Raw genomic sequence first — 26,053 nt, 5'->3', positions numbered from 1 at the left:
TAAATTTCCTTTTCTTATTAAGACTTCGTTTTACTAGTCAGTAGTAGGATCATCTCTCTTACAACTTTCGCAGCAAAAACAGAACTATTCCCAGAAGAGTCAATCTCAGGGGCAAGCTCAACAATATCACAACCTACTATATTCTTTTCTAGTAGGATTTTAACAAAACTGATGAATGAATGGAAATCCTCTCCACCAGGCTCAGGTGTTCCTGTTCCCGGAAAGAAACTTGGATCAAAATAATCAAGATCCAGAGTTAAATAAACAGGACGATCTGCAGGAATCGCACGAACTCGGTCTAAGAACTCTGCGCGAGACTTTGCAATTGTTCCATGCTCATTCATATAATCATATTCTTCTTTCGTTCCAGAGCGAATCCCATATTGAATGAGGTTATGCTTTGGACCAAAGTGATCAAGACTTCTTTTAATAATTGAAGCATGTGAGTAATGGTAGCCTAAATAACCATCACGAAGATCTGCATGCGCATCAAGATGAATAAGCATTAGATCGTCAAAATCATGAAGGTACTTTTTAATTGGTGCATAAGAAATTGAATGTTCTCCACCAAGAGTCATAATCTTAATATCATTTTCTTTTAAATTAATATGATCGAAGTTTTTTTCGAAACAAGCAGTTGCAACTTTCCAACTCTCTTCTTGCTGATCAGCAACAGGAAGGTTTCCAAGATCATAGAAAGTGCAATCTTCAGTCGAAAGATCGAGATATGGTGAATACGTTTCAATACCGTCCGAGACTTCTCTTAAGGCATCTGGCCCAAGGCGTGTTCCTTTTCTAAAACAGGCCGTTCCATCAAAACCAAAACCAACAAGGTTGACGCTGTGAGGCCTAACTTCGTCAGTAACAATTGCCATATCATAAGGGGTACTTGGAGCCTCTAGGCCCGCTAATTTCCATAAGTTCTTTTCCATAGGCTACTAATAAATCCTAATGGAATTTCAGTCAATTTAAATTGATATGAAAGTGTAAAAAAGTGGCCCCTAAAGGCCCATTAAGTAACTAAAATGACTAAACTTTAATCAATTCGGTTCTTTCTGGCCGTAACGTCCGATCGAGTCATTGGAGCATGGAAAACAGCGAAGTCAATTGACTCACGAAACATCTTCCAATACTTCTTATGATTGCGGTTATCACTTGAAGGAAGTTCAAGTGTGTAAGTAGGAATCTTTCTCTCATTTCCAGCGTAATTCCCTAAGCTTCCAGGAAAGAAAGGATAATTTTTTACGCGGTAACCATTGGCCTTTTCACTCATTGTATTTAGAAGCTCTTCTGCCTTTAGAGCAAGGCCATCTTCTTCATGAATATGATTTGAAACAACCGGTCCATCATAGTCGAGAATAGTTAGAGGTGCGTGAACAGTAATGATCTTATTTGGGTTATAACGAGCAATAATATTTACTTGGAATATTGTTTCCTGCTCAGAATTTGCCACCTTACCAGGGAACCTTCTTTTAGCAGCTCCGTAGCGAGTTTTCCAAAGATGAAGGGCCTTATTCTCCCAATCTTTAGTTGGAAAATTTCTGTTAGGATCAATGCCACGAGAATTTGTTCGAGTTGGTCTTTTCTTAAAGAATGAATCAGGAGAAACAATTGGAACAACTGCCACAAGATTATCCTTAAGCTTTTTTTGACCTTCAATTGTCGCTACTTCGTGATAGAGATGGTGAAGGATATCAAAGCAGAATTTAATTGGAGTGATTTCATCACCATGCACACCACATAGAACTAAAGTCATATTCTTAGGTTCTTGCTTGTGTTCTTCTTCATCACCAAAAACAGTCCACATAATAGGACGGCCCTGATGAGTATCTCTTACATGAATCCATTTATATGAATCACAATGAGACTTACCCCAACCATATTTTTTAAACTTGGCATCAATATCGCCACAAAAAGACTCAACGCGCTTTGTATTCTTTACTGCTGAAAATTCATTCTTATGTGAGTGGTCAGTAAAATTGAACTTATCACTTTTAACATCATTTTTCGGGTGCTCGATTTTCTTTCTGGCCACTTCCCCCTGATGATCACTATGCTCAGCACTATTGGTAACAACAACTTCCTTATTGAGTTGGCCATTTTCAATAACCTCAACACCAGAGCAAGAAAGTAAAAAGATAATTAATGAGAATAAAATTGTGTAATTAAATTTTGATAATCGATTCATAGCTACCATTAAGGCCAAATTAGTATAGTGTTATAATATCATATATAATTTATAGATATTCAATATTTTAGTGAGATATTACGCAATATGGAAAGTCTAAACTTACTCATCTTAACCACGAACCCAAAGCTTTATGCTTGTGTTCAACTCGAAGCAGCGATCACAGAAGCAACTCATTCGTGCCGATTCAGTGATCCTTACTCCGTAAGTTATGAAGAGTTGGCCTGGGCCGATCTCGTGATTAATCGTAACACGGGACTAAGCTATAATGATGATGACCTTGAAAAATTGGCCACACTTAGCAATAAAAAAGTCATCAACCCTATCACTTGTTCACGAATCCTTAGAGATAAGTATAAACAATGGCCGTTTTTTAAGGAAGTTCTAGCGCCTTCACATTTAATACAAACCTATTCACTGCAACAAGAGCCTCATTATTGTGACACGCAATCGAAGTGGATTATTAAAACGACTAGAGGCCTACAGGCAAAGGGAGTTTTTCCTTCAACAGATATTCTAAAAGATCGACAAGAGTTACTGCGTAAGGGAGATCTAAATTATATTATCCAGCCTTATATTGAGTTGTGTGCAGAATGGCGCGTGCTGCTTTTTAAAAATATTCATTCTAAAAGAATTCAAAAGCTCGTTATAAAGAAGACGCCTAAGGCAAGTGAAGAAGCATTTCACATTCTAAACTTTGCCGCTAGTAACACAATTCTAGTTAACGAAGAGAATGTCCCAATTAAGGTTTTAGAATTGGCCACGAGCGTTTCAAACGCCTTAGATTTCTACTTCATCAGCATTGATATTCTTGAGACCATAGATGGCCAATATAAGCTTGTTGAAGTGAACGGATGTCCCGGAATGAGTCACAGCGATGAGCTACTATTATCTTCCCAATACCGTTCAACGATGGCCCAATACTTCGTTGAAAAAGTCATAAACCACTGAAATTATATTAGACTCTCCAAATTTCTATATCATTCTTCAATTTTTTGTTTGATTAACAAAACTTTTGACGATAAGATCAAATGAGGAGACAAGTAAATGTATATTTGTATTTGTAACGCCATTACACAAGATATGCTCGATAATGCGATAAAGCAGGGACAAACAGAGAAAGAGGTAATCAACAGCCTTGGAATCGGTAACTCATGCGGTGTTTGCTTATTAGAACAAGTCTCTGCCGGTCTTGCTAAGAAGAACCTCAAATCGAATCAAAATGAGCAAGGCAATGAGGTTAAGAATAACTTAACTCCAGTCAAAAAATAAAATCCTTGAAACACATCCCAATCTTCTATAGCATTAATCCATAGTAAATTAATGAAAGGGATTAATCATGAAAGGTGATCAAGACGTAATCAAAGCATTAAATAATGTTCTTACAAAAGAATTAACGGCCATTAATCAGTATTTTCTTCATGCAAGAATGCTTGAAGACTGGGGACTCGATAAGATTGGCCATCTTGAATACAAAGCAAGTATTGATGAGATGAAATATGCTGATGAAGTAATTAAGAGAATTCTATTCTTAGAGGGACTTCCTAATCTTCAAAAGCTTGAAAGAATTAGAATCGGTCAAAATGTAAAAGAGATCATCGAAGCTGATCTTGAAACAGAAGCTGAAACTGTACCATTACTTAAAGAAGCAATTGAACTTTGTGAAAAGAAGCAAGATTATGTTTCTCGCGATCTTCTTTCAAAGATTCTTGACTCTGAAGAAGAGCACGTGGATTGGTTAGAGACTCAACTATCTTTAATTGAAAAAGTTGGTATCGAAAATTACATGCAATCGCAAATTGAAATGAAAACGGGACACTAGTCCAAAATGATAAAAGCCTCGCAAAGCGAGGCTTTTCTTTTATCTGTATGGCAGACTATTCGTTTGTTTCTTGTGGACTTGGAAGTCTTGCAATCATAAGAATTGGAATAATCAAAAAGATACTTCCAAGATAGTAAGGTGCTGCCGAACTATAGCGCCAGTAAACAAGAGAGGCAACAATTGGCCCAATCACTCTTGCTAATGCTCCAAGCGATCTAAAAACACCAATAACATGTCCCTGACTCTGTGCCGGAGAATACATTGAAACAAGCGAAGTTAGACAAGGGATAACTAAAGATGATCCCACTGCTAAGAAAAATAAACCTGCGTAAACTAACCAAGAAGATTGTGCAAATCCAATAAGAATAAGACCCGGGATAATTGTCACAAGGCCTTGAAGTGCCATACGCTTCTCACCTACAGTATGTGCCTTACGGCGAACATAACCACCTTGAACAAGAGCTAAGATTAAACCAATAAAGATAAACATATAAGCATTATCCATTGATGAGTAACTTAGTCTTTCTGCTGCAAGGAAAGTTAATGTAAACTCCATCCCACTAAATGCTAGTAAGAATAAGAAGTAACCAAAGTTTGTAAGGTTAACACCTTTGTACGGAAGAGGCTTAAAAAGAGTAATTGGGTTAGCACTTCTTTCACTTTCATGTTTTCCGCGCTTCGCTTCAGGAAGTGTTTCATCAAACTTATTAAATAAATTAATTAAGTTAAATAACGAAAGAACACCAGCGACAATTGCGGCCATTGAAAAAGGATTTACACCATAGTCAGCAAGAACTGGATAAAACTTTGTTAGATCAAATAGAGAAAGAATTCCACCCATTGCTGGCCCAATAATAAAACCTAGGGCAAAGGCAATACCGATTGTTGCCATTCCTTTAGAGCGGTTCTTATTAGTTGTCACATCGGCCACAACAGCAGTTGCTGTTGAGATATTTCCACCCATGATCCCACCAATGAATCTTGCAATAATTAGGATTGTAAAATTACCAGCAACGGCCCATAGGACATAACTGATAAAAAGACCAAACACAGAAACTAGCAGAACTGGCTTTCTTCCAATACGGTCTGAGATCGTTCCCCAAATAGGTGCTGCAACAAATTGTAACAGAGAATAAAGTGCACCAAGCGCACCACCAAAAAGAACGATGGCAGAGAAGTTACTTGCTCCCCCTGCTTGTGTTAGCGTATCAATCGAGCCAAAGATTGCTTTTAAGAAAACGTTATCGGCATCAACTGTTAAATAATACTTAGCAAGTGCTGGAAATAGAGGGAAGATAATTGAGAATCCCACAAGATCTAAGAATAATGTTAAAAAGACAATTTTAAGCGACTTCTTAGCATTATCACTTAATGGCTCTGATTCCATTGTTTGCTTTGGCATATCCATGTATTTTTCCTCTTCTATTTGGTATTCGATTTTTTCAACTTCTTTTGGATTCTCACAAAGAGTTTCAACGTAATTAGCAAAACCCTTGGCCCAATTTTCGTCGTCATTTAAGCATTCAATTGCATGAATGTGAGTACCATACTCTTCAACTTCTTCTTGTAACTCAGTTCCAATCTCATCAATCGTTTCTAAACAATCCGCAACGAACGCTGGACAATAAACAGCAATATTCTTTGCACCAGCTTTTGCAAGGTTGGCCGTATACTCATCTGTATAAGGAGTTAGCCACTCTTCACTGCCAAAGCGAGATTGATAAGTCATATGAATCTTTTCTGGATCAATCCCTACGACGCCTCTCTTGATTAACTCGAAAGTTTCAAAACAGTGTTGATAATATGGATCTTTCTTATAGATGACTCTCCTCTTTGGAATCCCGTGAAAAGAGATAACGAGATCATCGATATTTTCATTGGCCAACTTCTCATTGATCTTTGCAACCGAATTATCAATAAAAGCATGTAGACGATGAAAGTTTGTAATGACTTCAAAGTTTGGAATCCTAACCTTAGTTTCTAAAAGCTTTCCAAAGAAATCGATCCCACTTGCAATTGTCGATTCCGAGTATTGTGGAAACATTGGAATAACAATTAACTTTTGAGCTGGATCTCTTCTCTCATCAAGCTCTTTTTCCCACTTAGCATAAACGTCTGCAACTTTTGGCTCACAAAGTAGAAACGCGTGCTCAACTTCGATATGCTTAGGCGTTAGCTCATTTACTCGATGGGTAAACTCACGTGTGATTCTAGTTAGAGGAAATTCACTTCCCTCCCATATTCTACTATAAAGAGCTGCCGACCTCTTTGGCCTAAAAGGTAGAACAAAGAGATTTAAAATGATTTTCCAAACTCGTGGATCAATATCCACAACTCGTGGATCGGCCAAGAACTCTTTTAAATATTTTCGTACATCTGAAGTTGATGGTGACTTTGGAGAACCAAGTTGAACAAGAACAACTTTAGTGACCTTGTGCTCACCTTTTTTACCAACTGGAAATGTTAAATGATCATGACGCATTGCCATTGTTCCTTGATAATGTTAAATTAAGTAAATATAACCTATCAAAATAATTCAAGAGAGTCGATAAATGTCAGCATCGAAAAAATCTATCAAGAAAACAGAAACAAAATCAAAGTCAAAACCTAAACAATCTCCAAAAGGAAGAAATGTAAAAGAGCTAGACGCATTTGCTCTTGGTTCGGCCAACACTGAATACCCGGATACTTATGCTCCAGAGGTCCTAGAAGCTTTTGACAACAAAAACCCTGGAAGTGATGCATGGACTACTTTTGTCTGTACAGAGTTCACTTCACTATGCCCAAAAACAGGACAACCAGACTTTGCTCGTATCTATATTAACTATATTGCGGACAAGAAGATGGTTGAATCTAAATCATTAAAATTATACCTATTTAGCTTTAGAAATCATGGTGATTTCCATGAAGATTGTGTGCAAAAAATTTGTGACGATTTAAACAAGCTAATGAAGCCAAAATACGTTGAAGTTATTGGTGAATTTACGCCAAGAGGTGGAATTTGCATCTATCCATATGCCTCAAATTCCAACAATAAGAAGATTTATAAGGATATTCGTGCAAAAAGGTTTAGCGAATATGCTCCAGGTAAGTATACAATGGACTTATCTAAAATTTATTAATTTAGCGTAAAATGAGGAAAATATGAGCCTTGGAATTACTGAAAGTTTAATTATCCTAGCTATTATTGTTCTACTGTTTGGAGGTAAGAAGCTTCCAGAACTTGGAAAGTCTCTTGGAAAGGCCATCACAGGCTTTAAGCATGGACTTAAAGAGGAAGATGAGCAGAATAACACTAATACTGCTAGTAAAATCGAAGACCAATCAAATAACGAAAATAAGAATAGCTAGTTTCTAGCTCTGTAGAACAGTTATTACCTGCTTAAGGGTAAATGGTTTTGGTAGAATACCACTAACACCTTTGCCCTTAATCGTATCAGAATTAATCGAACAATCACCTGTTGCAAGAATAAATGGAGGCATCTTCTCCTTAAGAACACCTTGTGCTCTTGTGGCCAATTCCATTCCATTTAATTCGGGCATTTGATAATCAGAAATAACGTGTGAATAAGTATGCTCACCTAGTGCACTTAAGGCAGCACTAGCATCAGCACATGCATCGACTTCATAACCTTCCATACGAAGAGCGTCTTGCAAGAGCTCCAGTATCTCTACTTGGTCATCAACCAGTAAAATACGCTTTACTTCAGGATTCTGTGACATCGTCATTGTTTCAATCATATATGTGCTCGCTTTCGTTTAAACAAAAATAAAAAAACCTATCTTTCGATAGGTCTTTTTAAAACACAATATTTATTGATTCAAGTAAATTATTCTATAATTTCTAAAACAGATCTTTTTTTCAACTTAGTTGAAGCAGCATTAAGAATTGTTCTTAGTGCGCGAGCTGTTTTCCCTTGCTTCCCAATAACTTTACCAAGGTCAGTTTTATCAACCTTAAGCTCGATAACTGTTGTTTGTTCACCAACAATCTCGTTTACTTCTACTTGCTCTGGCATATCAACTAATGCGCGACTAACTGTATTGATTAAGTCTTTTAACTCACTCATCATGAACTCCTTCTACAAAAATGCCGTTTATGCTTTTTTAAATGAAAAACAAAAAATTACTAGTTAAGAGTAACTTTGTTCTTCTTTAGAAGTGTTCTTACAGTATCAGAAATTGTAGCACCTTTACCAACAAGCTCAGTGATTCTCTCAGCTTTAACGTCGATAAGGTTATTTTCTTTAAGTTGTGGGTTATATTGACCTAACTTCTCGCTGAATTTTCCGTCTCTTGCATTTCTTGAGTCAGCTGCAACGATTGTGTAAATAGGCATGTGAGTTCTACCACCGCGTTGTAATCTAATTGTTAACATTAAGTACTCCTACATCAATTTGTAACGCTTATAATAAATATATTAAATAATTCCTAAATAAATAATTGATTTTAAAAAGATAAGCAATATCTTTTTTCAAATTTTTAATTAGAACGGTAATGTATTAAAATATATACCATATGACAAGCAAAGAAAGCGAAAGTGCAAAATTTATCGACCTTCACGGCCATTCGGGACCGAATAAAACGACCTCTATTGAGGATTTCTGCATCTATTCCTACTCACCGCAAATCAATGACTTACCTGTAGATGGTCAATATTATAGCGCCGGAGTCCACCCATGGAAGCTCTCTGATGCCTTAACTAGCTTTGAAGAGGTAAAGAAGCTGTGTCGCTTAGACAATTGCCTTATGGTTGGAGAAGCAGGCCTGGACCGTGCCATTGAAACAGATCTTAGAGAACAAGAAAAAATCTTTAGCTGGCATATCGAGTTGGCCAATGAACTTGGAAAGCCTCTAATTATTCATAATGTGAGATGTCTATCTGATATCTTTCGTCTTCATAAATTCTATCAAGGACATACTGCCTGGGTGCTTCATGACTTTAACGGCACGTTCAAGGATTTGAATGACTGTCATGAGCGCCAGATTTATACAAGCCTAGGTCCACGCTTCTATGAATCCTCTAATGCGAAAATACGCAGCACCATCTTGAATAATAAAGTGGACTTAGAGTATATCTTCTTTGAAACTGATGATCGTAGCGATGTGGAGATTTCTCATATTTATGAAGAGTTTGCCACTAGACAAGAGCTCGAGCTAACAGATCTAAAGGAAAGAATTTGGCACAACCTATCTCGCCTTCTTGGCAGAAATTTAACGACTTAATAGAATTCAAGGCCCTTCTTGCGCCAATGGTTGGTTTATCACATGTCGCCCTTAGAGATGCACTAAGACCTTACTTTCCAAGTGAGATGAAGACCTTGTGGGCCACAGAGATGTTAAATTCAAGAAGGCTCCCTGACCAAATTCTAGGTGAAACTCCTGAGACATTTAAAAGTGAGCTCGACTACGGCCTCTATCCGCAAATTCTTTGCAACGAAGAAAGATATATTGAAAAGGCCATCCCTAAGCTTGAGAGCTGGGGAGCAAGTGCAATCGATATCAACATGGGCTGTCCGGTAAAGAAGGCCTTAAAACACAATTACGGCGTCTCTTTAATGGGAGATACTAAATACGCGGCAAGTGTTGTAGAGATGGTTAAAAGACATGCCACAGTACCTGTTTCGGTAAAGCTTAGGGCGGGCCATCAAAATGACAAGAGCTTTCTTTTAGACTTCTGCCATGCCCTTAAAGAAGCTGGTGCCGATTGGCTTATCTTACATCCAAGACTTGCGGCCCAAAAAAGAAAGGGTGTCGCTGATTGGGAACAAATTAAATACTTACAAGAAAGTATCGATCTTCCTATTATCGGGAATGGAGATATTCAAGATCACGGCGATATTTCTCAAATGCTTATAGAGACAGGTTGCCAAGCAGTAATGCTAGGTCGCTCTTTAACGGCCAAGCCCTGGTTAATAACGCAGTTTGCGGCCCAGCAAGGCCATGAACTAAATGAATTTCAACAGCAATTTCTAAGTGAAGACCCTTATCTTCATGCTAGCTACTATGGTGAGTTTGTGAAGGCTTACGTGAACGCTTGTTTTAAATACTTTGATAAAAAAGCAGCACTTAAACGCATTCGCTTCTTTTTAAAAGTCGGACATGTATGGCTAAACTTCGGGCATAGCTTTACAAAAAAACTCTTTGCACTAGAGACGGCCAAAGAATATAACGATGCCATTGATCTTTATATGAGCAACTCATCGTTAAAAATTTCACAAAGAACAAACTTACGTTATTAGTGCTCGCAGTGGTTACAGCGACATAGTTTGATATTAAGTAAGTGTGCTGCAATAAGAGCTAGACCACCAATAATTGAGGCAACAACTTCTACAGTACCAATTGAATGTGCATGAGTGTGCATATGCATATGACCAGCATGCTCTGCTAGGAAGTACTGGTTAAAGTGACCAACTAAAATAGTGGCCATACCAAGAATTCCAATAAAAAGTGGTCTTCTATCATTATGAACCTTTAGATTTTTTATAAAAGCGTAAAGACCAACAGGCACAATTATAAAAATCGCAAGACTATGAATTAATGGATTTTCGAAATAGCTAGCAAGTGAAGGAACAAAAATAATCAATAGCGGGATTGCCATGCAATGTAGGCAACATAGGACAGAAACAATCAGTCCTGCTCGATCCGCTGATTCGTCATATTTTGTTGTTTTTACTTCTTCCATTTCGTTGTCCATAAGCGTCCAATTGATTGATATAAGTATATATAGAGAATTCTGTGACTCAAAGCAAGTAAATATTAAAAAAATACCATCATTAAAGTGTTGAAAATACTTTCTAATACGTTACACTTTATAACGTAATATTATTTACGTGTATCAAGATAATCTTGCTACAGGGGGAAACAATGAGTGGTTTAGACGATTTTTTAAAAAAGAAGAACAAACAGGCCAAACATGCGCTAACGTCATCAAGTGATGAGATTGTGAAAAAGTGTAGACACCTGTTAGAAAGAATTCAAGAAGAAGGTAGTGAGAAATATGATGAACTCTATGCTCACTTTCGTTTTCGCTATGACAAAGTAAATGTACAAAAGCATAAGGTTGAAAAATTCTTTGAAGAGCTTCAACAAGAACTAGATCGCCTGGGTAAAGATCCAATGAAAGTTCTAGCTGAATACGACAAGCTTATTGAAAAAGAATTAGAGGCCATTGGTCATATTGAAACATATCAGAATGTTAAGAAGTCGACAAAGAAAGCAATTAACAGAGTTGCAAAGGCCGCAAAAGAGATGTCAGATGATGTTGAAGAAGCGGTAAACGAAGTTAAACGAACGACTAAGAAAGTTGCTAATGATCTAACAAAGAAAGCACAAGATGCTAAGAAAGAAGCTAAGAAGGTTGTAAAGAAAGCGACAAAGAAAGTAGCTAAAAAAGCAGAAAAGAAGGTTGCGAAAAAAGTGGCCAAAAAGACTGCGAAGAAAACTGCAAAGAAGACAGCAAAGAAAACTGCAAAGAAGGTAGCTAAAAAGACGGCCAAAAAAGTTACCAAGAAAGTTGCGAAGAAAGCAGCAAAGAAAGTAGCTAAGAAGACGGCCAAAAAAGTTGCCAAGAAAGTTACGAAGAAAACAGCAAAGAAGGTAGCTAAGAAAACAGCAAAGAAAGCTGCACCAAAAAAAGCAGCAAAGAAAGTAGTCAAAAAGACTGCAAAGAAAACGGCAAAGAAAACGGCAAAGAAAAAATCAAAATAAAAAACAAGGCCCTCACTTGAGGGCCTTTTCTTATAAAACTCTACTCTTCAAAAAATAAAACTTTATCACTATTTCGCAGCATAAATCCCTTTATGTGATCATTCATATCAACAAATAACTTAAATACCTTCTCTTCCTGAGGAAGAGAGCTATCAAATGCTTTATTAAATAACTTGATATTCTTACAAACTACAGATGATGCATAATAAGTCTCTGAAGTTTCATAATAATTAAATGTTCTATCCTCACCTTCACCGCTATAGTTACCAAGATAAAAGCTAACTGAAGAAATACTTCCTGACTCTTCTTGTTCGGCCGTATAACAACTCGTTGAAGATACTGTTGCTAAATCAACAATTCTTAAAGTTTGTAGACCAGCTACTGCATAAAAATTAAATGCACTTACTAAAATTACCAAAGCTAATTTCATAAACTCTCCTAAATATTTTTTCTGATATTTAGCATGGTCGATGAAACATAAACACTCCCCCCTGAAGTATTTACCATAAGCTATAGGAGCGCGTGAGCAATAGAGAAATAGATAATGATTCCCGTAACATCGCAAATTGTTGCAACAAACGGAGTCGAGGCCGTGGCCGGGTCAAAGCGAAGCTTCTTAAGAATAAATGGCAGCATTGAACCCACAAGAGTTCCCCACGTCACAATACAAACAATACTGAAGCCAACGATCATGGAAATTCGAGCAAAGTTTAGGCCGTAAATTTCATTTGCATGAGGCCAAAAATAAATTCTTAAAAAACCAAAAACCCCTAGAATAAGCCCCATGAAAAGTCCTGAGCCGATTTCACGGAAAAAGACTCTGACAGTATCAGAATTTTTAACTTCACCAAGAGCAAGGGCGCGAATAACAAGTGTAGAAGCTTGCGAGCCCGAGTTTCCACCTGATGAAATAATTAAAGGTATAAATGTTACAAGAGCAACGGTTTGAGCAATGGCATTTTCAAAGTGAGTCATGGCAGTTGCCGTTAACATCTGGCCAATAAAGAGAATGATAAGCCAGCCTAGACGCTTTCTTGCCATTTCAAAAAAACCAACTTCAAGATAAGGAGCATCAAGAGACTCAACGGCACCGATCTTTTGCATATCTTCTGTCGTCTCTTCTTCTACCGCTTTAATGATATCATCAACTGTAATGATACCTTTCATACGAAATTCTTCATCAACAACAGGAAGAACAACCTGGTCGTGACGGGCAAACACACGCCCAATCTCTTCCTGGTCCATATTATCGGGGATCGCAATTAGATCCTGTCCACTACTCATAAGCTCTGATACTTTTTGACCATCACGTGCACCAAAGAGCTCTCGCAAAGAAACCACCCCTAAAAGCTTTTGAGAAGCATCGATAACATAAGTATAATAGATCGTTTCAACATTACTCAGCGTTTGAGTACGAATATAACGAATGGCCTCTTCCACCATCATATTTGCACGCAGGCGAATATAATTGGAGTTCATTAGACCACCGGCAACGTCTTCGGCATAGGCCATTAGGGCCATTACCTCAACACGCGCATGCTTTGCTAAAAGAGATAGAGTTTCTTCTACTTGGTCTCGATCGAGAAGTTGAAGAATATCGGCCAAGTCATCATAGGCCAAGTCATTTGCCCAACGTCTTTTAAGATCGCGGTCAAATTGTTCAAATAAATCAGCTTGGTAGTTTGAATCAAGAGAGTCAAAGAAGTCCAATGCCTCTTCTTCAGACATACTATTAAAAGTTGAGAGACGCTCAGACTCAGAAAGAGAAGGCCAATCTTTAAGGGCGATACCAATTTTAGTAAATTGCATCGTGTTCTCAATTTCTGGATGAGTTTCGTTTGTCATTTAGTTTGCTCCCACAAAGTACTAATCGACATTCTAAGTATAAACTTAAATAAAATTAGCTAGTTAGATTTTATAATTTAACTGGAACTTTCAAAAATGGTGCCCCATCCTCTTCATTAAAGATAAACTCTCCCCCATTCATATTATACTGAATACTAGGAATCAGTAGCCTTGGAGCGCTTAAGTGTGCATCCCTAGTTGTTCGAAAGCTTAAGAACTCATCTTTAGAAGTACTTGCCTTGCATTGTATATTATTACGCTTTTGTTTTCCTACAGTAGTCTTAAACATAATCTCACGTCCACCAGGCCCATAATCATGACCGACGTAGATGGTACAATTATCATCTAAGGCATAGATTTTTTGTATGGATTCATAAAGGTCATCCGCACTGCCTTTAGGAAAATCACAACGCCCTGTTCCCATATCAGGCATGAAGATCGCATCTCCTACAAATAATGCTTCTTTATTTACATATAAGCTCATACAAGCAGGCGTGTGACCAGGTGTTTCAATAATTTCAACTTCAAGATCATCTGCAACTTTAAAAGTTTCTCCTTCTCGTGTTAATAAATCGAATTGAGAGCCATCCTCTTTAACTTGTGAACGGTAAGCTTGATTAAAGACAACTTGTACCTGCTTTATATTTTCATGAATGACAATTTTTGCATTTGGATAAAATTTCTTTAGGCTCGATGCACCAGATAAATGATCAGCATGAACATGAGTCTCAAAGATATAAGTTAGCTCTAAATTATTTGCTTTTAAAAACTCGTCGATGAGTTCGACTTCTTTTGTTGACACAGATCCACTAGCGTAGTCAAAATTTAAAACGGGATCAACAACCACTGCCTTCTTTGTTGCCAAAGAGTAAATGATATAAGTCAGAGTATTAGTGTCTTTATCAAAAAAAGAGTGGATCAACATTTAAAATTCTCCTAATCCTTGAGGCATATTTACATTGTGCATCACAAAATGAAAATCACTTAAAAATTCACTTAAGTTTTGGTGATTTAAGGATTATAATCCATTCAAATAACATTTTAAAATTTTTATTAAATTAGACAAAGGAAATGTATCAATGTCAGCATTACGCTTTTATTTGACTAACTCCGTTGCTAAAAAGCAAGTAATGGGAGTTACGGGACTTCTTCTATGTGGTTTCCTATTATCACACATGCTTGGTAACTTTTTACTAATGGTTGGAGCAGACGCTTTTAACAAGTACGCTTACACGCTTACTTCAAACCCGCTAATCTATGTTGCTGAAGCAGGTCTTCTAGTAATCTTCTTAACTCACCTCTTTATGGCCCTGAAACTTACGATGGAAAATAAAGCAGCTCGTCCAGTTAAGTACTACATGAAGCAACCAACAGGACGCGGAGCAACTTTCGCATCATCGACTATGCCTTACACAGGTATGCTAATTCTTTTCTTCATCATCATGCACTTAATTAACTTTAAGTATGGTGCTGTATATATGACGACATTAAACGGAATGGAAGTTCGTGACCTTTACAAAACAGTAATCGTATACTTTGCTTCTCCTCTTAATGTGGGAATGTATGTAGTTTTCATGATTGTACTTGGAATCCACGTATCTCACGGATTCTGGTCGGCCTTTCAATCAATTGGATTTAACCACCCTAAGTATATGCCAGCAATCAAGTTTCTATCGAAACTATATGCTGTTGTCTTAACTGTTGGATACTCTACAATTGCAATTTGGTGTCACGTTAAGGGAGGAATGTAATGACTAATATGAATATCAAAAAAATGGATGGAAAAGTTCCAGCTGGTGACGATATCACTAAAGTATGGACTCAACATAAATTTAACATGAAGCTTGTTAACCCTGCCAACAGACGTAAGTTTGAAATTATCGTTGTTGGTTCTGGACTTGCTGGTGCATCTGCTGCTGCAACTCTTGGAGAGCAAGGTTACAATGTTAAGTGTTTCTGCCTTCAAGACTCTGCACGTCGTGCTCACTCGATTGCAGCTCAAGGTGGTGTTAACGCTGCTAAGAACTACCCAAATGATGGTGACTCAATCTGGCGTCTATTTTATGACACTGTAAAAGGTGGAGACTACCGTGCACGTGAAGCTAACGTTTATCGCCTAGCTGAAGTTGCAAATAATATTATCGACCAATGTGCGGCCCAAGGTGTTCCTTTTGCTCGTGAATACGGTGGGACTCTTTCTAACCGTTCATTTGGTGGTGCTCAAGTATCACGTACATTCTATGCTCGTGGACAAACTGGTCAACAGCTACTTCTTGGTGCTTACTCTTCTCTAATGAAAGAAGTTGGACGTGGTAAGGTTCAAATGCTAACTCGTCGTGAGATGGTTGACCTAGTTATGGTTGACGGTCGCGCTCGTGGTATTATCACAAGAAACGTAATCACTGGTGAATTCGAAAAGCACGCAGCTGATGCCGTTCTAATGTGTACAGGTGGATACGGAAACGTTTACTACCTATCAACAAACGCAATGACTTCAAATGGTTCAGCAGCTTGGAAAGCTTATAAAAAAGGTGCAATGTTTGCTAACCCATGTTTCACTCAAATTCACCCAACTTGTATTCCAAGACATGGTGAAAACCAGTCGAAACTTACTCTTATGTCAGAGTCTCTAAGAAACGATGGACGTGTTTGGGTTCCAAAGACTCCAGGTGATCACAGAAAAGCAGCTGAGATCCCAGAAGAAGAAAGAGATTACTACCTAGAGAGAAAATATCCTTCATTCGGTAACCTTGTTCCTCGTGACGTTGCTTCAAGAAATGCAAAAGAACAAATTGACCAAGGTAAATCAGTACGTGCCGGTGAAGAAGCAGTTTACCTAGACTTCCAAGCGGCGATTGAGCGTGATGGTGAAGAAGCGATTAAAGAGCGCTACGGTAACCTATTTGATATGTACGAAAGAATTACTGATGAAAACCCATATAAAGTTCCAATGAGAATTTACCCAGCGGTTCACTATACAATGGGTGGTTTATGGGTTGATTATAACCTACAAACAACAGTTCCAGGGCTATTTGCTCTTGGTGAAGCAAACTTCTCAGACCACGGTGCAAACCGTCTCGGTGCATCTGCACTAATGCAAGGTCTAGCAGATGGATACTTTGTTGCTCCATTTACAGTTCCTAACTACCTAGCAAGTGAAAAACTTATGGGTAATAAAGTTGGAACTGATCACCCAGAATTTGACAAGGCACTTACTGACTCAAAAGAAAGATTCTCTAAGCTACTTTCAATCAATGGAACAAGATCAGTTGAGTCAATTCACAAGGAACTTGGGCAAATCATGTGGAACCATGTTGGTATGGCAAGAGATGCAAAAGGTCTTCAAGAAGGGATTGATAAAATTAAAAAACTTCGTGAAGTGTTCTGGAAAGACGTTAAGGTTACAGGAACAGCAGATGGAATTAATATCGAGCTTGAAAAAGCTAACCGTCTTGCAGACTTCCTAGAGCTTGGTGAGCTAATGGCACGCGACGCTCTTGAAAGACCAGAATCATGTGGTGGTCACTTCAGAGAAGAGTCTCAAACAGATGAGAACGAGGCCCTAAGAAATGACAATGACTTCTGTCACGCAGCTGTATGGGAATACACTGGTGAAGCTAGTGAGCCAATTAGAAACGTGGAAGAACTAGACTTCCCTAACGTTCCACTAACACAAAGAAGTTACAAATAAGAGGTATATGATATGAGTAGCAATAATAATATGACACTTCATTTAAAAATCTGGCGTCAAAAGAATCGTGAAGATAAAGGTCAAATGGCCGACTATACTTTAGAAAACGTTTCTCCGGATGCTTCATTTCTTGAAATGCTAGATCAGTTAAACGAAGAACTAATTCCACAAGGTGTTGAGCCAGTAGCTTTCGACCACGACTGTCGCGAAGGTATTTGTGGTATGTGTTCTCTAATGATCAATGGTCAAGCTCACGGGCCAGAAGCTGAAACAACAACTTGTCAGCTTCACATGAGAAAGTTCTCTGATGGTGATACGATTGTTATCGAACCATTTAGAGCAAGAGCTTTCCCAGTAGAAAAAGACCTTATGGTTGATCGTAGTGCATTTGATGAAATCATCGCTGCTGGTGGTTTCGTATCTGTAAACACAGGAAATGCTCAAGATGCAAACGCTATCCTAATCCCAAAAGAGCAAGCAGACCTAGCAATGGACGCTGCAGCTTGTATTGGTTGTGGAGCTTGTGTTGCTTCATGTAAGAACGCTTCTGCGATGCTTTTCGTATCGGCCAAAGTTTCTCAAATGGCACTTCTTCCACAAGGACAAGCTGAAGCTTCTCAACGTGTTCAAAACATGGTTAAGAAGATGGATGATCTTGGATTTGGTAACTGTACTAACGAAGCTGAATGTGAAGCTTCATGCCCGAAAGGAATTGAAATCACAAATATCGCTCGTATGAACAGAGAGCTTCTAAAAGCTGCTGTAACATCTAAGACGACACCAACTGTTTAATTTAATAAATTAAATTCAAATAAAAATAAGGGCCTACAAATGTAGGCCTTTATTTATTGAATGCTCCTTTTTCACAGCGTAGAATATCCAAAAGGAGCATTTATGAAATTAATCGTCTCTCTCTTTATGACTACACTTACTCTCGCTTTATCTCCAGGAGATAAGGCCCCAAACTTTACTCTTGAAAACCAAGACGGAAAGCAGATTACACTGGCCTCTTTTAAAGGCAAGAAAGTTATTCTTGAGTGGTATAACGAAGGCTGTCCCTTCGTTAGAAAACATTATGATTCACTAAATATGCAGCAGACACAGAAGCTTGCAAAAGATAGCGGCCATTACTGGCTTACAATTAATTCATCTAATATTGGAAAACAGGGTTATATCAGAAACGCCGCTGCTGCAAAGAATCGCCTACAGGTCGAAAAATCAAATGCTTCTCACCTTCTGATTGATACAGACGGAACTGTTGGTAGACGCTATAATGCAAAGACAACGCCAGAGATTTTCATCATTAATGAAAGCGGTATAATTGACTATATGGGGGCCATCGACAGTATTCCTTCGGCCGACAAAAGTGATATTCAAAACGCTCGAAACTATGTTAAAAACGCGCTAGAACAACTTAAGAACAATGAGAAAGTAAATCCAGCGAGAACAAAACCGTATGGATGCAGTGTTAAATATTAATGTTTATTTATAACGAAAATACCCAATTATTTATAAAAAAGATTCGTCTTATGGCCTGTGATATATTCGCGGGAATTGGTCTCTCTTTTAAGCGCTCACGCCTCCACTACAAAGGAGTGATGTACCCGCTTACATTTGTTGTAAATGACTCTGACAAAATCCTAGGCTTCTACGATCCACTTATTTATCAAATTGGAATCAATAGGTGCTTTCTTACAATTAACGATGACAAGCTTCTAGAAAATGTTCTCAAGCATGAGCTTGCCCACTTCTTAGTTCATATTGAATGTGGCATACACGAGCAGGCACACGGTATCGAATTTAGAGGTATTTTTAAACGCTTTGGCTGGGATGATAACTTTTCAAAGTCGCAAGTAAACTTAAGTGCCTTTGTAAAAAGCAATGATAATATCACGGCAAAGATTCAAAAGCTTCTGGAGCTTGCTAAGTCAGAAAATGAATTTGAGGCCAAACTTGCTGCCAAAAAAGCAAATGATCTCATTCAAAAACACAACTTGGACAAACTTAAACTTAATCATCTAGCACGAGATGATTTTGATATGAAAGACTTTGAAGATACTTATGTCAGACGAGTCGCCTCTTTTAAAAGACGCAACCTTCTTCACGATTGCCTCTACGATATACTTAAGGAATATGCAGTCTCTCCAGTCTTCAGCTCTGGACGTGGCGGGGGCTACCTCGAAATTATTGGGGCCAAAGAAAATGTTGAGGCCGCTCACTATATCTATGACTATACAGTAAATGCAATGGAAGGACTTTGGAAGCAGGCCAAGAAAAACTCAAATTTAAAAGGTGTTCGTGCTCGTAATTCTTATTATAAGAGTTTTACGAAATCGTTCCTAAGTGAACTTAAAGGTCATCAGAGCAAGCAAATAAGCTCACGTGAACTAATCCATATTAAAGGTCTTGCCGAGGCCCATCGAAACCGAGTCTACCCTCGTGTCTCATCGCAAACAAGTCAGGCAACTAGCTTTGATGCAAATGCATGGAATCTTGGCGCTAAGGCCGGTAAACAATTTAAAATGGGTAAAGGAATTGGACAAAAATCCTCCACAAAACTTCTAACTAACTAAAAATTGATACGGAATAATCTTTCTAAAATTTCTTAATATTTTGGCCAATAAACCGATATGCTTGATGTTAAGCGGAGATCTAATGGCAAAGATAGCAAATTCTAAAAAAATTATTAAGGGGTTTATTACTCAATGTACGATGGTTTTTAAATCATATGATTATCATGTCGTTGAATCAAAAAATAAATCCAATCTTTGGCACTTTAGCGTTTCTAAAGACGACAAGAAATATGTAGTCTACTGTACAAACTCTCTTGATAAGGTTCAAGGGATTATCAAAATTGCTCTTAAGAAACTTCCTACAGACACAAAACTTGTTGTTATTTGTGATAACTTCTCTCAAGAAGATCGAACTAAGGCCGACTCTAATTCCTACACGATTACAGATTTAGGAACGATTAAAAAATATGGAGTTGATTTACTAGAGGCCAAGCAACGTGAGACCTTAGCAAGAACGAGAAGGGCCGCTTAATTAAACACTCTTTTTATCAGCACCGTAGATCCACTTATGCTGCTGTCCGATGACTCTAAATGGTCCACCCTCTAACTGATTCCAATCCTGAATATCGATAAATCTTTGCATTGGAAATTCTTCACTTGGTTCAAAACACGGTGTTAGCACCCAAGGAAAATCAATTGAACCTAAACTCTCCTCAAGCTTACGATAAGCTCCTAGAGTGTAGTCAAAGTCCTTACGATCAGCAATAACGGCCTTTAGCTGAAACTTTCCATTATAGTTTTGAGCAAGCTTTTCAATAAGTGAAAGACGAGTCTGTACACCTGTCGAAGGTGTTTTTAGATCAAATGAGATGTAATCAAGGTTTTCAAATACTTCATCAACAACTCGTGTCCCTGCAGCTTCAAGATTAAGCTTAAAGCCTTTTTCTTTTAAAAATTTTGATAGAGCAACAACACTTGGAACATGCTTAGGATGAAGAGGGTCTCCACCTGTAATTGAAATCCAATTTATTTTTCCCTGATAAGACTCTTCTAGTATCTTTTCAAAAATCGACTCAATCGAAGTTGGCTCAATATCAAAACTCCAAGTATCCATTGAATCACAATTAATACAACCAACGGCACAACCTTGAAAGCGCACAAAGACCTGAGAGCGTCCAACAAAGACTCCCTCTCCTTCTGTAGCACGGTAAATGTCGTTAATAAGATACTGCTGCATTGAAAACCTTCTTAAAGGGTATTTATATAGCATAAGGCCTTAAAATGTCATATATTTAAAAGTAAATCGAGTAATTGCTACATGAAAAATCGCAAAAATGGCCCAAGGGAAGAAATATGATTGATATAGATGAACAGTTTCGCGTCGTCATCGCTGATTTACAGGCGGGAAAAAGGCCCAACTGCACTTATACAAAAGAAGATTTCAGTGTTTTTAAGCTACGTTTTCAGGAGCTAAATCGCGAAGAAAACTGGGATGCACTTATCCCCCTACTGTGTTTACTTGATAATACCATTACTCTTGATCATATTATCTACCCAGAGATTATGGACTGCCTTGCACTTTGCCACGATCCAGAAGTCCTTACTCTGTGTTTAGGCGTTGCCAGAAAGCAGATAATAGATGAATTCCACAAAAGAGGTGAAAGACTACCTTTTGACTTCTTAGAGGCACTTGAAAAACTTATTGGCCATCAAGACCCTGAGGTCTTTGAATGGACTCTGCGCCTTATTGAATCCCTTGGTTCACAATCAATTTATTTCAAAAAGGCCGTATTAGAAGCAAAACCAGGCTTCTTTGCACGATTTAACCAGCATAAGAAGGCCTGCGTGGAAATAATTGAGCTACTAGAACGTCGCTGGAAGTAGTGTGCTACAATTAGTTTATGGAAAGAAAGTTTAGCGCCAATGAGAATTTTGAATTACTAAAGAACGAACGTAATATTGCAAATAGGCAGATGTATCAAATGCAGCCTTCGCAAGAAGTTCAGGTTCAGATCTTTCCAGACAAGAGCGTAACACCGGCCAAATTCATTCCAAATAAAACCCTGCCTGGAACTTTTAGGGCCCATCCAACAACGATAGCGGCCATGAGAAGCGATCTCTTTGCCAATATGTATGACGAAGCCTTTGAGGAATTAAGCGCACTAATCACATGTTCAAGCTGTCAAAATGAGGTAGATAAGCAGTTTTGGAAGTTTTGCCCTCATTGTGAAGCAGCGTTTCCTAAAAACTAGATCTAAACTGTTGAAATTTCGTGACAAAGTAATCCTTTGTAAGAAAAATACCTTTTACTAACACTTTCCCGACCAGTAAATTCTTTCTACAACACACGAACACAATATTTGTTGTGCGTAATTGTTTTGCCTAAGCGCAAATTAAAGGTTACAAGCAACTTGTTTCACTGGAAGAAACACGGCACAAGGGAGTCGAAATGAACAGAGCTAACTCGTATCTATCGGACAAGCAAATAGCTGCACTAAAAGATGCGCTACTTGCTGACAAAGAAAGAATTCTTAACAAAAACAGTGAGAAAGAGCAGTATTGCATGGACAAGAACGAACTACTTGACCCTCTAGATGAGGCAGTAGCTAACGTTCAAACATCGCAGGAAATTCGTTTCAGAAATCGTGAAAACTTCTACGTAAAGAAAATCAATAAAGCACTTACAAAAATCGAAAAAGGTGAATATGGCCTATGCGATGAGTGTGATATTGAAATTGGTTACGATCGTCTAATGGCGAGAAACACAGCGGAACTTTGTATTTCATGTAAAGAAGAAGCTGAGCACGAAGAGAGATCAAACGTATACTTAAAACGTTCAAAGTCTCTTGGAAAAACAATTGCTGAAATTGGAAAAAGATAATTAAAAAAGCCTCGCATCGCGAGGCTTTTTTATTTGTTTGAGCTACTTTCTAAAGTAGCTAATACTTAATAACTCGAATTCATCTGCAATATGATATTGTCCAGTTGAATACTCCGCAGAGTTAACTAGATTTGATGTGACGATACTCTTTCTTACATCTTTAATTTCATCTCTTTCAACGTTAAAGTATAAAACGTAAACCTTAGATGAGAGTTTATCAACTTTCTTAGGCGACATCCCCTGCTCACCCAAGAGCTTTTGTAGATCGACAATATTTTTCTGATCAATAGAAACTATCAATTTATCACTAGCAATTGACTGGCAAGCTCCTTTGCTATCTTGAGCAAGTCCAATTCCTGAGAAAGTTAACTCAGTATTCTTATTTACATTTGCTCTAAGACAATAATCGACTTTATCGTAAGAGATACGAAAGGCCAAAGAAAGTCTTGGTCCACATAATCCGAACGAATGAATCATATCAATCTTGTCTGCCGCAAATTTTTGTTCATGTAAGTACTTAACAACGTGGCCTAAAATCTCATCACGATTTGTATTAATACTTACCTGATCATTAAAGGAAGCTATTTTAGTGCGCCCCTCATCTTCCTTGTACCAACAAGTGTCGTTATTAACAGAAGTTAATGCTCCGGCGTAAATAAATTTACTAAGTAGTAATGAAAATAAAGATATAATTATTTTGTTCATAAACTTTCATCGGTATTTAAAGCGCAATATTTAGTGTAGACTTTAGTCATGACAGGCAATCAGTTGGAAATTCAATTAATAGAGAAAGTTACTCGGTCATTTTACGAGAAGGCCATTAATGACGTATTCATCGGCTATCACTTTCGAAAGATAACTGCTAATAGCGCTCCACTCTCAAGCATTGATGATTTTCAAGAGCATCTCGTTAATATAAATGCTTTTTGGCAGGCACAATTGCTAGGAATAAAATTTCCTCGTCCTGCGGCACACTTACTTGAGGCACATGAGTACTTAAATATTCATATGGGAGAGCTTGGTCGTTGGGTAATGCTTTTTAAAGAAACATTAAATGAATATAGACAGCAATCCCCTGAGTTTATCAATTCTTGGGAAGTAAAAATTGATGCATTCCAGACGGGCTTTAAAAAGTACTTCTTTAAGGCCTGATAAAGTATAGAGCGTAACGGAGATCGATATGTTAAAACTTGAAACTAATTTTCAAAACTTAACACTTAACTCATTTCCAACTAAGCTAGCACTTATGTGTATCTTACTACTTGTTGTTGGGCTTGGAAGTTACTTAACATTCAATAATAAGCTTGCTCAAAAAGATCTACTTCTATTTCTCTTCACACCCATTGTCGTCTTATCCTTAATAAAATACCGACACTTGGAAATGAGCAAACCGAGAAATACTGCAAGATTAGTCGCTCGCTCATTGCTAAGAAAACAAATCACACAATTTGGACTTGATGAAATTGAACGTGTAGAGCTTTTGAAAACCAAAGGCGCCACAGCTTCTAATCATGCAATTCAAATACGATTAAATAATAACAAGAGTTTTCAAATCACAAGTAGTGACTTTATAGGTGCTAATAAAAAACTAGAACAATACTATGAAGAGATTAGGCAGTGGTTAAAGTAAGTGAGGTTTAATTACACTCTTGTCTTGTCTTAGGACTTTTCGCCTTATAAACCTGTTTAACAAAATCAACAAGAACAGGCTCATCTGCAACGTCATCAAAGAGCCAATTACGAGCATAATATTGACCAAGCTTATAAGCGGCCAAACATGCTTCATTAGATGATAAGTACTGGACAACAATCATTTCAACTAGTCTCACCTTAAAGCGCTTAGGAGAGCCTTCAATACAGCCGGCCGGATAATCCTTGCAGTCAAGGTGTCTCTCCTTCTCCTTCACACTAAGGCGAACTTCTTCAATTGTATTGTCGAATTTATAGGCCATATCAAACATTTCCAAAGGCGTATAAATATCCTTTTCAGAACATGAGGAAGTAATAAGTGAAGTTAATAGAAGAAAGAAAATGCTAATATGTTTAAACATATTAGCATTTTATCATTTAACGGCGTCTGCCGCGAGAAGTTTTTGAAGTACGAGAAGGTGTACGTCCACCTGTGCGAGATGTTGATCTCGTCGTCGTTTTTGAAGTCTTTTTCTGTGGTGCTGGCCCACGTCTAGCAACTTTCTTTGCAACCTTTTTGGCTCCCGATTTCTTTGCCATCGACTTAAGAAAGATTGGATCAATCTTCAAAGTATCTTGATTCTTAATGGCATCATTAATTTGCCCAATAAGTTTTTGATCTTTCTTAGTTACAAAGTTATAGACACTTCCGGCCCTTCCAGCACGACCTACACGTCCCGAACGGTGAATATAATAAACTGCTTCAAATGGAAGATCGTAATTTAGTACCCATTGCAGAGTCTTAATGTCGATCCCACGGGCCGCCATATCAGTAGTGATAAGAATACCACCAGTTGATTTAAACTTTTTAAAATTCTCACTTCTTTCTTTTGCAGTAATATCACCATGAGAAACATAAAGGTTTTTATGAAGTTTTGCTTGCTTCATATAGTTATAAACTTCTACCGCCTTCTCTTTTTGGTTAACAAAAATAATCCCACTGCCCTTTGCTTCTTTTTTAACGAAAACATCAAGCATGGCATTCTTCTCTGTATATTCGAGAGCAATATTGAAAGTTTCAATAGTTTGAGAAAGTCCGTGTGAGCCAACTAGGCTTACTGATTTAAATTCCATACCTGAGAAGAAGTCGGCCTTTAGCATATCAAAGTCATCGGCCATCGTTGCAGAAACAAGGCATGCTTGGTACGAAGACGTAAGATGACGACGAATGGCCTTAAGCTCACGCATAAATCCCATATCAAGAAGCTGGTCGGCTTCATCAATAATTAGATACTCAAGTTCATCTAGACGGATCTCTTTTTTCTCAATCATTGATTTAATTCGGCCAGGGCCTCCAATAAGAATATCAAAAGTTTGTTTTTTAAGTGTACTTACCTTCTTGCCTTTTTCACCACCAAGGGCAAGACGAACACGCATCTTTGCATGGTGAGAAATCTTCTTACACTCATCAGAGACTTGCATCGCAAGCTCTTTAATTGGTAGAAGAATAATCGCGCGAGGCGAGCCTGCCTTTTGATTTTTTATGTCTGCTTCTGTTTCTTTTAGCTTTTGAAATAGTGGTAGAAGATAACTTAGTGTTTTACCACTACCAGTTTGGGCCTGTACTTGTAGGTTGTGACCTTCTAGAAACTGAGGAATTGCTTCAGCTTGTACTTCAGTTGGTTTTGTTAGTTTATTCTCTTTAAGGAAACCTGCAAATAGGTCCATATCAACAATATCAACAAATTCTTTTGTGTTTTTTGCCATTTTATAC

At 37.8% G+C, this 26,053-nt stretch carries 33 protein-coding genes; 19 read left to right on the top strand and 14 right to left on the bottom strand.

Features of this window, described 5'->3' with window-relative positions; translation table 11 throughout:
- Window positions 1-17: 17 nt before the first annotated feature.
- A complete protein-coding gene (speB, locus tag ACMAYL_RS00530) occupies window positions 18-932 on the bottom strand; it encodes an agmatinase (RefSeq protein WP_199177519.1) in 915 nt (304 codons plus the stop codon).
- A 104-nt stretch (window positions 933-1,036) separates the two neighbouring features.
- Window positions 1,037-2,188, bottom strand: coding sequence for a M14 family zinc carboxypeptidase (locus ACMAYL_RS00525; protein ID WP_412469462.1), 1,152 nt, complete (start codon window positions 2,186-2,188; stop codon window positions 1,037-1,039).
- A gap of 87 nt (window positions 2,189-2,275) precedes the next feature.
- Here ACMAYL_RS00525 and ACMAYL_RS00520 point away from each other — a divergent pair, with 87 nt between their 5' ends.
- The 3 genes from ACMAYL_RS00520 (at window position 2,276) to bfr (ending at window position 4,010) form a co-directional block, all read left to right on the top strand.
- A complete protein-coding gene (locus ACMAYL_RS00520; RefSeq protein ID WP_412469461.1) occupies window positions 2,276-3,139 on the top strand; it encodes an ATP-grasp domain-containing protein in 864 nt (287 codons plus the stop codon).
- 96 nt (window positions 3,140-3,235) lie between these two features.
- Window positions 3,236-3,460, top strand: a complete 225-nt coding sequence (locus tag ACMAYL_RS00515; protein ID WP_103217042.1) for a bacterioferritin-associated ferredoxin — start codon at window positions 3,236-3,238, stop codon at window positions 3,458-3,460.
- A gap of 67 nt (window positions 3,461-3,527) precedes the next feature.
- On the top strand, window positions 3,528-4,010 hold the full coding sequence (gene bfr, locus ACMAYL_RS00510) for a bacterioferritin (protein WP_103217041.1): 483 nt from the start codon (window positions 3,528-3,530) through the stop codon (window positions 4,008-4,010).
- 55 nt (window positions 4,011-4,065) lie between these two features.
- Here bfr and hemH read toward each other — a convergent pair whose 3' ends face one another.
- The gene (gene hemH / locus ACMAYL_RS00505) at window positions 4,066-6,498 is read right to left on the bottom strand and encodes a ferrochelatase (RefSeq protein ID WP_412470568.1); all 2,433 of its coding nucleotides are present in this window, start codon (window positions 6,496-6,498) and stop codon (window positions 4,066-4,068) included.
- Between the two features lie 64 nt (window positions 6,499-6,562).
- On the opposite strand from hemH, the gene queF reads away from it, so the two are divergent.
- Window positions 6,563-7,132: a preQ(1) synthase gene (gene queF / locus ACMAYL_RS00500; protein WP_392992166.1), complete on the top strand. Its 570-nt coding sequence runs from the start codon at window positions 6,563-6,565 to the stop codon at window positions 7,130-7,132.
- Between the two features lie 22 nt (window positions 7,133-7,154).
- A complete protein-coding gene (locus ACMAYL_RS00495) occupies window positions 7,155-7,361 on the top strand; it encodes a twin-arginine translocase TatA/TatE family subunit (protein WP_103217038.1) in 207 nt (68 codons plus the stop codon).
- 3 nt (window positions 7,362-7,364) lie between these two features.
- On the opposite strand, the gene ACMAYL_RS00490 is transcribed toward ACMAYL_RS00495, so the two are convergent.
- The 3 genes from ACMAYL_RS00490 to rpsP all read right to left on the bottom strand — a co-directional run bounded on the left by ACMAYL_RS00490 (window position 7,365) and on the right by rpsP (window position 8,388).
- Window positions 7,365-7,751, bottom strand: a complete 387-nt coding sequence (locus tag ACMAYL_RS00490) for a response regulator (RefSeq protein WP_412470567.1) — start codon at window positions 7,749-7,751, stop codon at window positions 7,365-7,367.
- A gap of 89 nt (window positions 7,752-7,840) precedes the next feature.
- Entirely contained in the window at window positions 7,841-8,080 is a 240-nt protein-coding gene (locus ACMAYL_RS00485; RefSeq protein ID WP_392992169.1) for a KH domain-containing protein, read from the bottom strand.
- Window positions 8,081-8,139: 59 nt separating this feature from the next.
- On the bottom strand, window positions 8,140-8,388 hold the full coding sequence (gene rpsP, locus ACMAYL_RS00480) for a 30S ribosomal protein S16 (RefSeq protein ID WP_392992170.1): 249 nt from the start codon (window positions 8,386-8,388) through the stop codon (window positions 8,140-8,142).
- 140 nt (window positions 8,389-8,528) lie between these two features.
- On the opposite strand from rpsP, the gene ACMAYL_RS00475 reads away from it, so the two are divergent.
- Together ACMAYL_RS00475 and ACMAYL_RS00470 are read left to right on the top strand one after the other, a co-directional pair.
- Window positions 8,529-9,236 carry a TatD family hydrolase gene (locus ACMAYL_RS00475; protein ID WP_412470566.1) on the top strand — a complete coding sequence of 236 codons (708 nt, stop codon included), beginning with the start codon at window positions 8,529-8,531 and terminating at the stop codon, window positions 9,234-9,236.
- Window positions 9,191-10,252 (top strand): tRNA-dihydrouridine synthase family protein, encoded by a 1,062-nt coding sequence (locus ACMAYL_RS00470; protein ID WP_392992172.1) that lies wholly within the window; start codon window positions 9,191-9,193, stop codon window positions 10,250-10,252. Before ACMAYL_RS00475 ends, ACMAYL_RS00470 begins: the two co-directional genes overlap by 46 nt.
- Here the strand turns inward: ACMAYL_RS00470 and ACMAYL_RS00465 are convergent.
- Window positions 10,249-10,695 carry a MerC domain-containing protein gene (locus ACMAYL_RS00465; protein WP_412469459.1) on the bottom strand — a complete coding sequence of 149 codons (447 nt, stop codon included), beginning with the start codon at window positions 10,693-10,695 and terminating at the stop codon, window positions 10,249-10,251. The two genes, ACMAYL_RS00470 and ACMAYL_RS00465, sit on opposite strands and share 4 nt — an antisense overlap.
- A 182-nt stretch (window positions 10,696-10,877) precedes the next feature.
- Between ACMAYL_RS00465 and ACMAYL_RS00460 the strand changes: the two genes are divergently transcribed.
- Window positions 10,878-11,720 carry a hypothetical protein gene (locus tag ACMAYL_RS00460; RefSeq protein WP_412470565.1) on the top strand — a complete coding sequence of 281 codons (843 nt, stop codon included), beginning with the start codon at window positions 10,878-10,880 and terminating at the stop codon, window positions 11,718-11,720.
- Window positions 11,721-11,760: 40 nt separating this feature from the next.
- On the opposite strand, the gene ACMAYL_RS00455 is transcribed toward ACMAYL_RS00460, so the two are convergent.
- From ACMAYL_RS00455 to ACMAYL_RS00445, 3 genes are all read right to left on the bottom strand, one after another.
- A complete protein-coding gene (locus tag ACMAYL_RS00455) occupies window positions 11,761-12,150 on the bottom strand; it encodes a hypothetical protein (protein ID WP_392992177.1) in 390 nt (129 codons plus the stop codon).
- Window positions 12,151-12,230: 80 nt separating this feature from the next.
- The gene (gene mgtE / locus ACMAYL_RS00450; protein WP_103217031.1) at window positions 12,231-13,565 is read right to left on the bottom strand and encodes a magnesium transporter; all 1,335 of its coding nucleotides are present in this window, start codon (window positions 13,563-13,565) and stop codon (window positions 12,231-12,233) included.
- A gap of 70 nt (window positions 13,566-13,635) precedes the next feature.
- Window positions 13,636-14,490, bottom strand: coding sequence for an MBL fold metallo-hydrolase (locus ACMAYL_RS00445; protein ID WP_412469456.1), 855 nt, complete (start codon window positions 14,488-14,490; stop codon window positions 13,636-13,638).
- A 154-nt stretch (window positions 14,491-14,644) separates the two neighbouring features.
- Between ACMAYL_RS00445 and ACMAYL_RS00440 the strand changes: the two genes are divergently transcribed.
- From ACMAYL_RS00440 to ACMAYL_RS00415, 6 genes are all read left to right on the top strand, one after another.
- Window positions 14,645-15,316, top strand: a complete 672-nt coding sequence (locus ACMAYL_RS00440) for a succinate dehydrogenase cytochrome b subunit (protein ID WP_103217029.1) — start codon at window positions 14,645-14,647, stop codon at window positions 15,314-15,316.
- Window positions 15,316-17,256 (top strand): fumarate reductase/succinate dehydrogenase flavoprotein subunit, encoded by a 1,941-nt coding sequence (locus ACMAYL_RS00435; RefSeq protein WP_412469455.1) that lies wholly within the window; start codon window positions 15,316-15,318, stop codon window positions 17,254-17,256. The genes ACMAYL_RS00440 and ACMAYL_RS00435 overlap by 1 nt, the downstream gene beginning before the upstream one ends.
- Window positions 17,257-17,286: 30 nt before the next feature.
- Window positions 17,287-18,048: a succinate dehydrogenase/fumarate reductase iron-sulfur subunit gene (locus ACMAYL_RS00430; RefSeq protein WP_103217560.1), complete on the top strand. Its 762-nt coding sequence runs from the start codon at window positions 17,287-17,289 to the stop codon at window positions 18,046-18,048.
- Between the two features lie 102 nt (window positions 18,049-18,150).
- Window positions 18,151-18,735, top strand: coding sequence for a redoxin domain-containing protein (locus tag ACMAYL_RS00425; protein ID WP_412470564.1), 585 nt, complete (start codon window positions 18,151-18,153; stop codon window positions 18,733-18,735).
- A gap of 50 nt (window positions 18,736-18,785) precedes the next feature.
- Window positions 18,786-19,829: a DUF2786 domain-containing protein gene (locus ACMAYL_RS00420; protein WP_158246800.1), complete on the top strand. Its 1,044-nt coding sequence runs from the start codon at window positions 18,786-18,788 to the stop codon at window positions 19,827-19,829.
- Window positions 19,830-19,911: 82 nt separating this feature from the next.
- The gene (locus tag ACMAYL_RS00415; protein WP_103217026.1) at window positions 19,912-20,301 is read left to right on the top strand and encodes a hypothetical protein; all 390 of its coding nucleotides are present in this window, start codon (window positions 19,912-19,914) and stop codon (window positions 20,299-20,301) included.
- On the opposite strand, the gene ACMAYL_RS00410 is transcribed toward ACMAYL_RS00415, so the two are convergent.
- Window positions 20,302-21,006, bottom strand: a complete 705-nt coding sequence (locus ACMAYL_RS00410; RefSeq protein WP_412470563.1) for a 4Fe-4S cluster-binding domain-containing protein — start codon at window positions 21,004-21,006, stop codon at window positions 20,302-20,304. It abuts the gene before it with no gap.
- A gap of 116 nt (window positions 21,007-21,122) precedes the next feature.
- Between ACMAYL_RS00410 and ACMAYL_RS00405 the strand changes: the two genes are divergently transcribed.
- From ACMAYL_RS00405 to ACMAYL_RS00395, 3 genes are all read left to right on the top strand, one after another.
- A complete protein-coding gene (locus ACMAYL_RS00405) occupies window positions 21,123-21,653 on the top strand; it encodes a hypothetical protein (protein WP_103217024.1) in 531 nt (176 codons plus the stop codon).
- Between the two features lie 17 nt (window positions 21,654-21,670).
- The gene (locus ACMAYL_RS00400) at window positions 21,671-22,021 is read left to right on the top strand and encodes a hypothetical protein (RefSeq protein WP_412462523.1); all 351 of its coding nucleotides are present in this window, start codon (window positions 21,671-21,673) and stop codon (window positions 22,019-22,021) included.
- 197 nt (window positions 22,022-22,218) lie between these two features.
- Window positions 22,219-22,650, top strand: coding sequence for a TraR/DksA family transcriptional regulator (locus ACMAYL_RS00395; protein WP_103217022.1), 432 nt, complete (start codon window positions 22,219-22,221; stop codon window positions 22,648-22,650).
- Window positions 22,651-22,692: 42 nt separating this feature from the next.
- Here the strand turns inward: ACMAYL_RS00395 and ACMAYL_RS00390 are convergent, their stop codons facing one another.
- Window positions 22,693-23,355: a hypothetical protein gene (locus ACMAYL_RS00390; protein WP_103217021.1), complete on the bottom strand. Its 663-nt coding sequence runs from the start codon at window positions 23,353-23,355 to the stop codon at window positions 22,693-22,695.
- A gap of 48 nt (window positions 23,356-23,403) precedes the next feature.
- Here ACMAYL_RS00390 and ACMAYL_RS00385 point away from each other — a divergent pair, with 48 nt between their 5' ends.
- Both ACMAYL_RS00385 and ACMAYL_RS00380 read left to right on the top strand, forming a co-directional pair.
- Window positions 23,404-23,802, top strand: a complete 399-nt coding sequence (locus tag ACMAYL_RS00385) for a hypothetical protein (protein WP_412462522.1) — start codon at window positions 23,404-23,406, stop codon at window positions 23,800-23,802.
- Window positions 23,803-23,830: 28 nt separating this feature from the next.
- Window positions 23,831-24,280: a hypothetical protein gene (locus tag ACMAYL_RS00380; RefSeq protein ID WP_103217019.1), complete on the top strand. Its 450-nt coding sequence runs from the start codon at window positions 23,831-23,833 to the stop codon at window positions 24,278-24,280.
- 7 nt (window positions 24,281-24,287) lie between these two features.
- Here ACMAYL_RS00380 and ACMAYL_RS00375 read toward each other — a convergent pair whose 3' ends face one another.
- Window positions 24,288-24,701, bottom strand: a complete 414-nt coding sequence (locus ACMAYL_RS00375; protein ID WP_103217018.1) for a hypothetical protein — start codon at window positions 24,699-24,701, stop codon at window positions 24,288-24,290.
- 16 nt (window positions 24,702-24,717) lie between these two features.
- The gene (locus ACMAYL_RS00370) at window positions 24,718-26,046 is read right to left on the bottom strand and encodes a DEAD/DEAH box helicase (protein ID WP_412462520.1); all 1,329 of its coding nucleotides are present in this window, start codon (window positions 26,044-26,046) and stop codon (window positions 24,718-24,720) included.
- Window positions 26,047-26,053: the final 7 nt, after the last annotated feature.

The organism is Halobacteriovorax sp. RT-2-4 (assembly GCF_047085445.1).
GTDB lineage: Bacteria > Bdellovibrionota > Bacteriovoracia > Bacteriovoracales > Bacteriovoracaceae > Halobacteriovorax_A.
The sequence above is the reverse complement of the archived record's forward strand: the minus strand, read 5'-3'. Positions and strand labels throughout refer to the sequence as shown.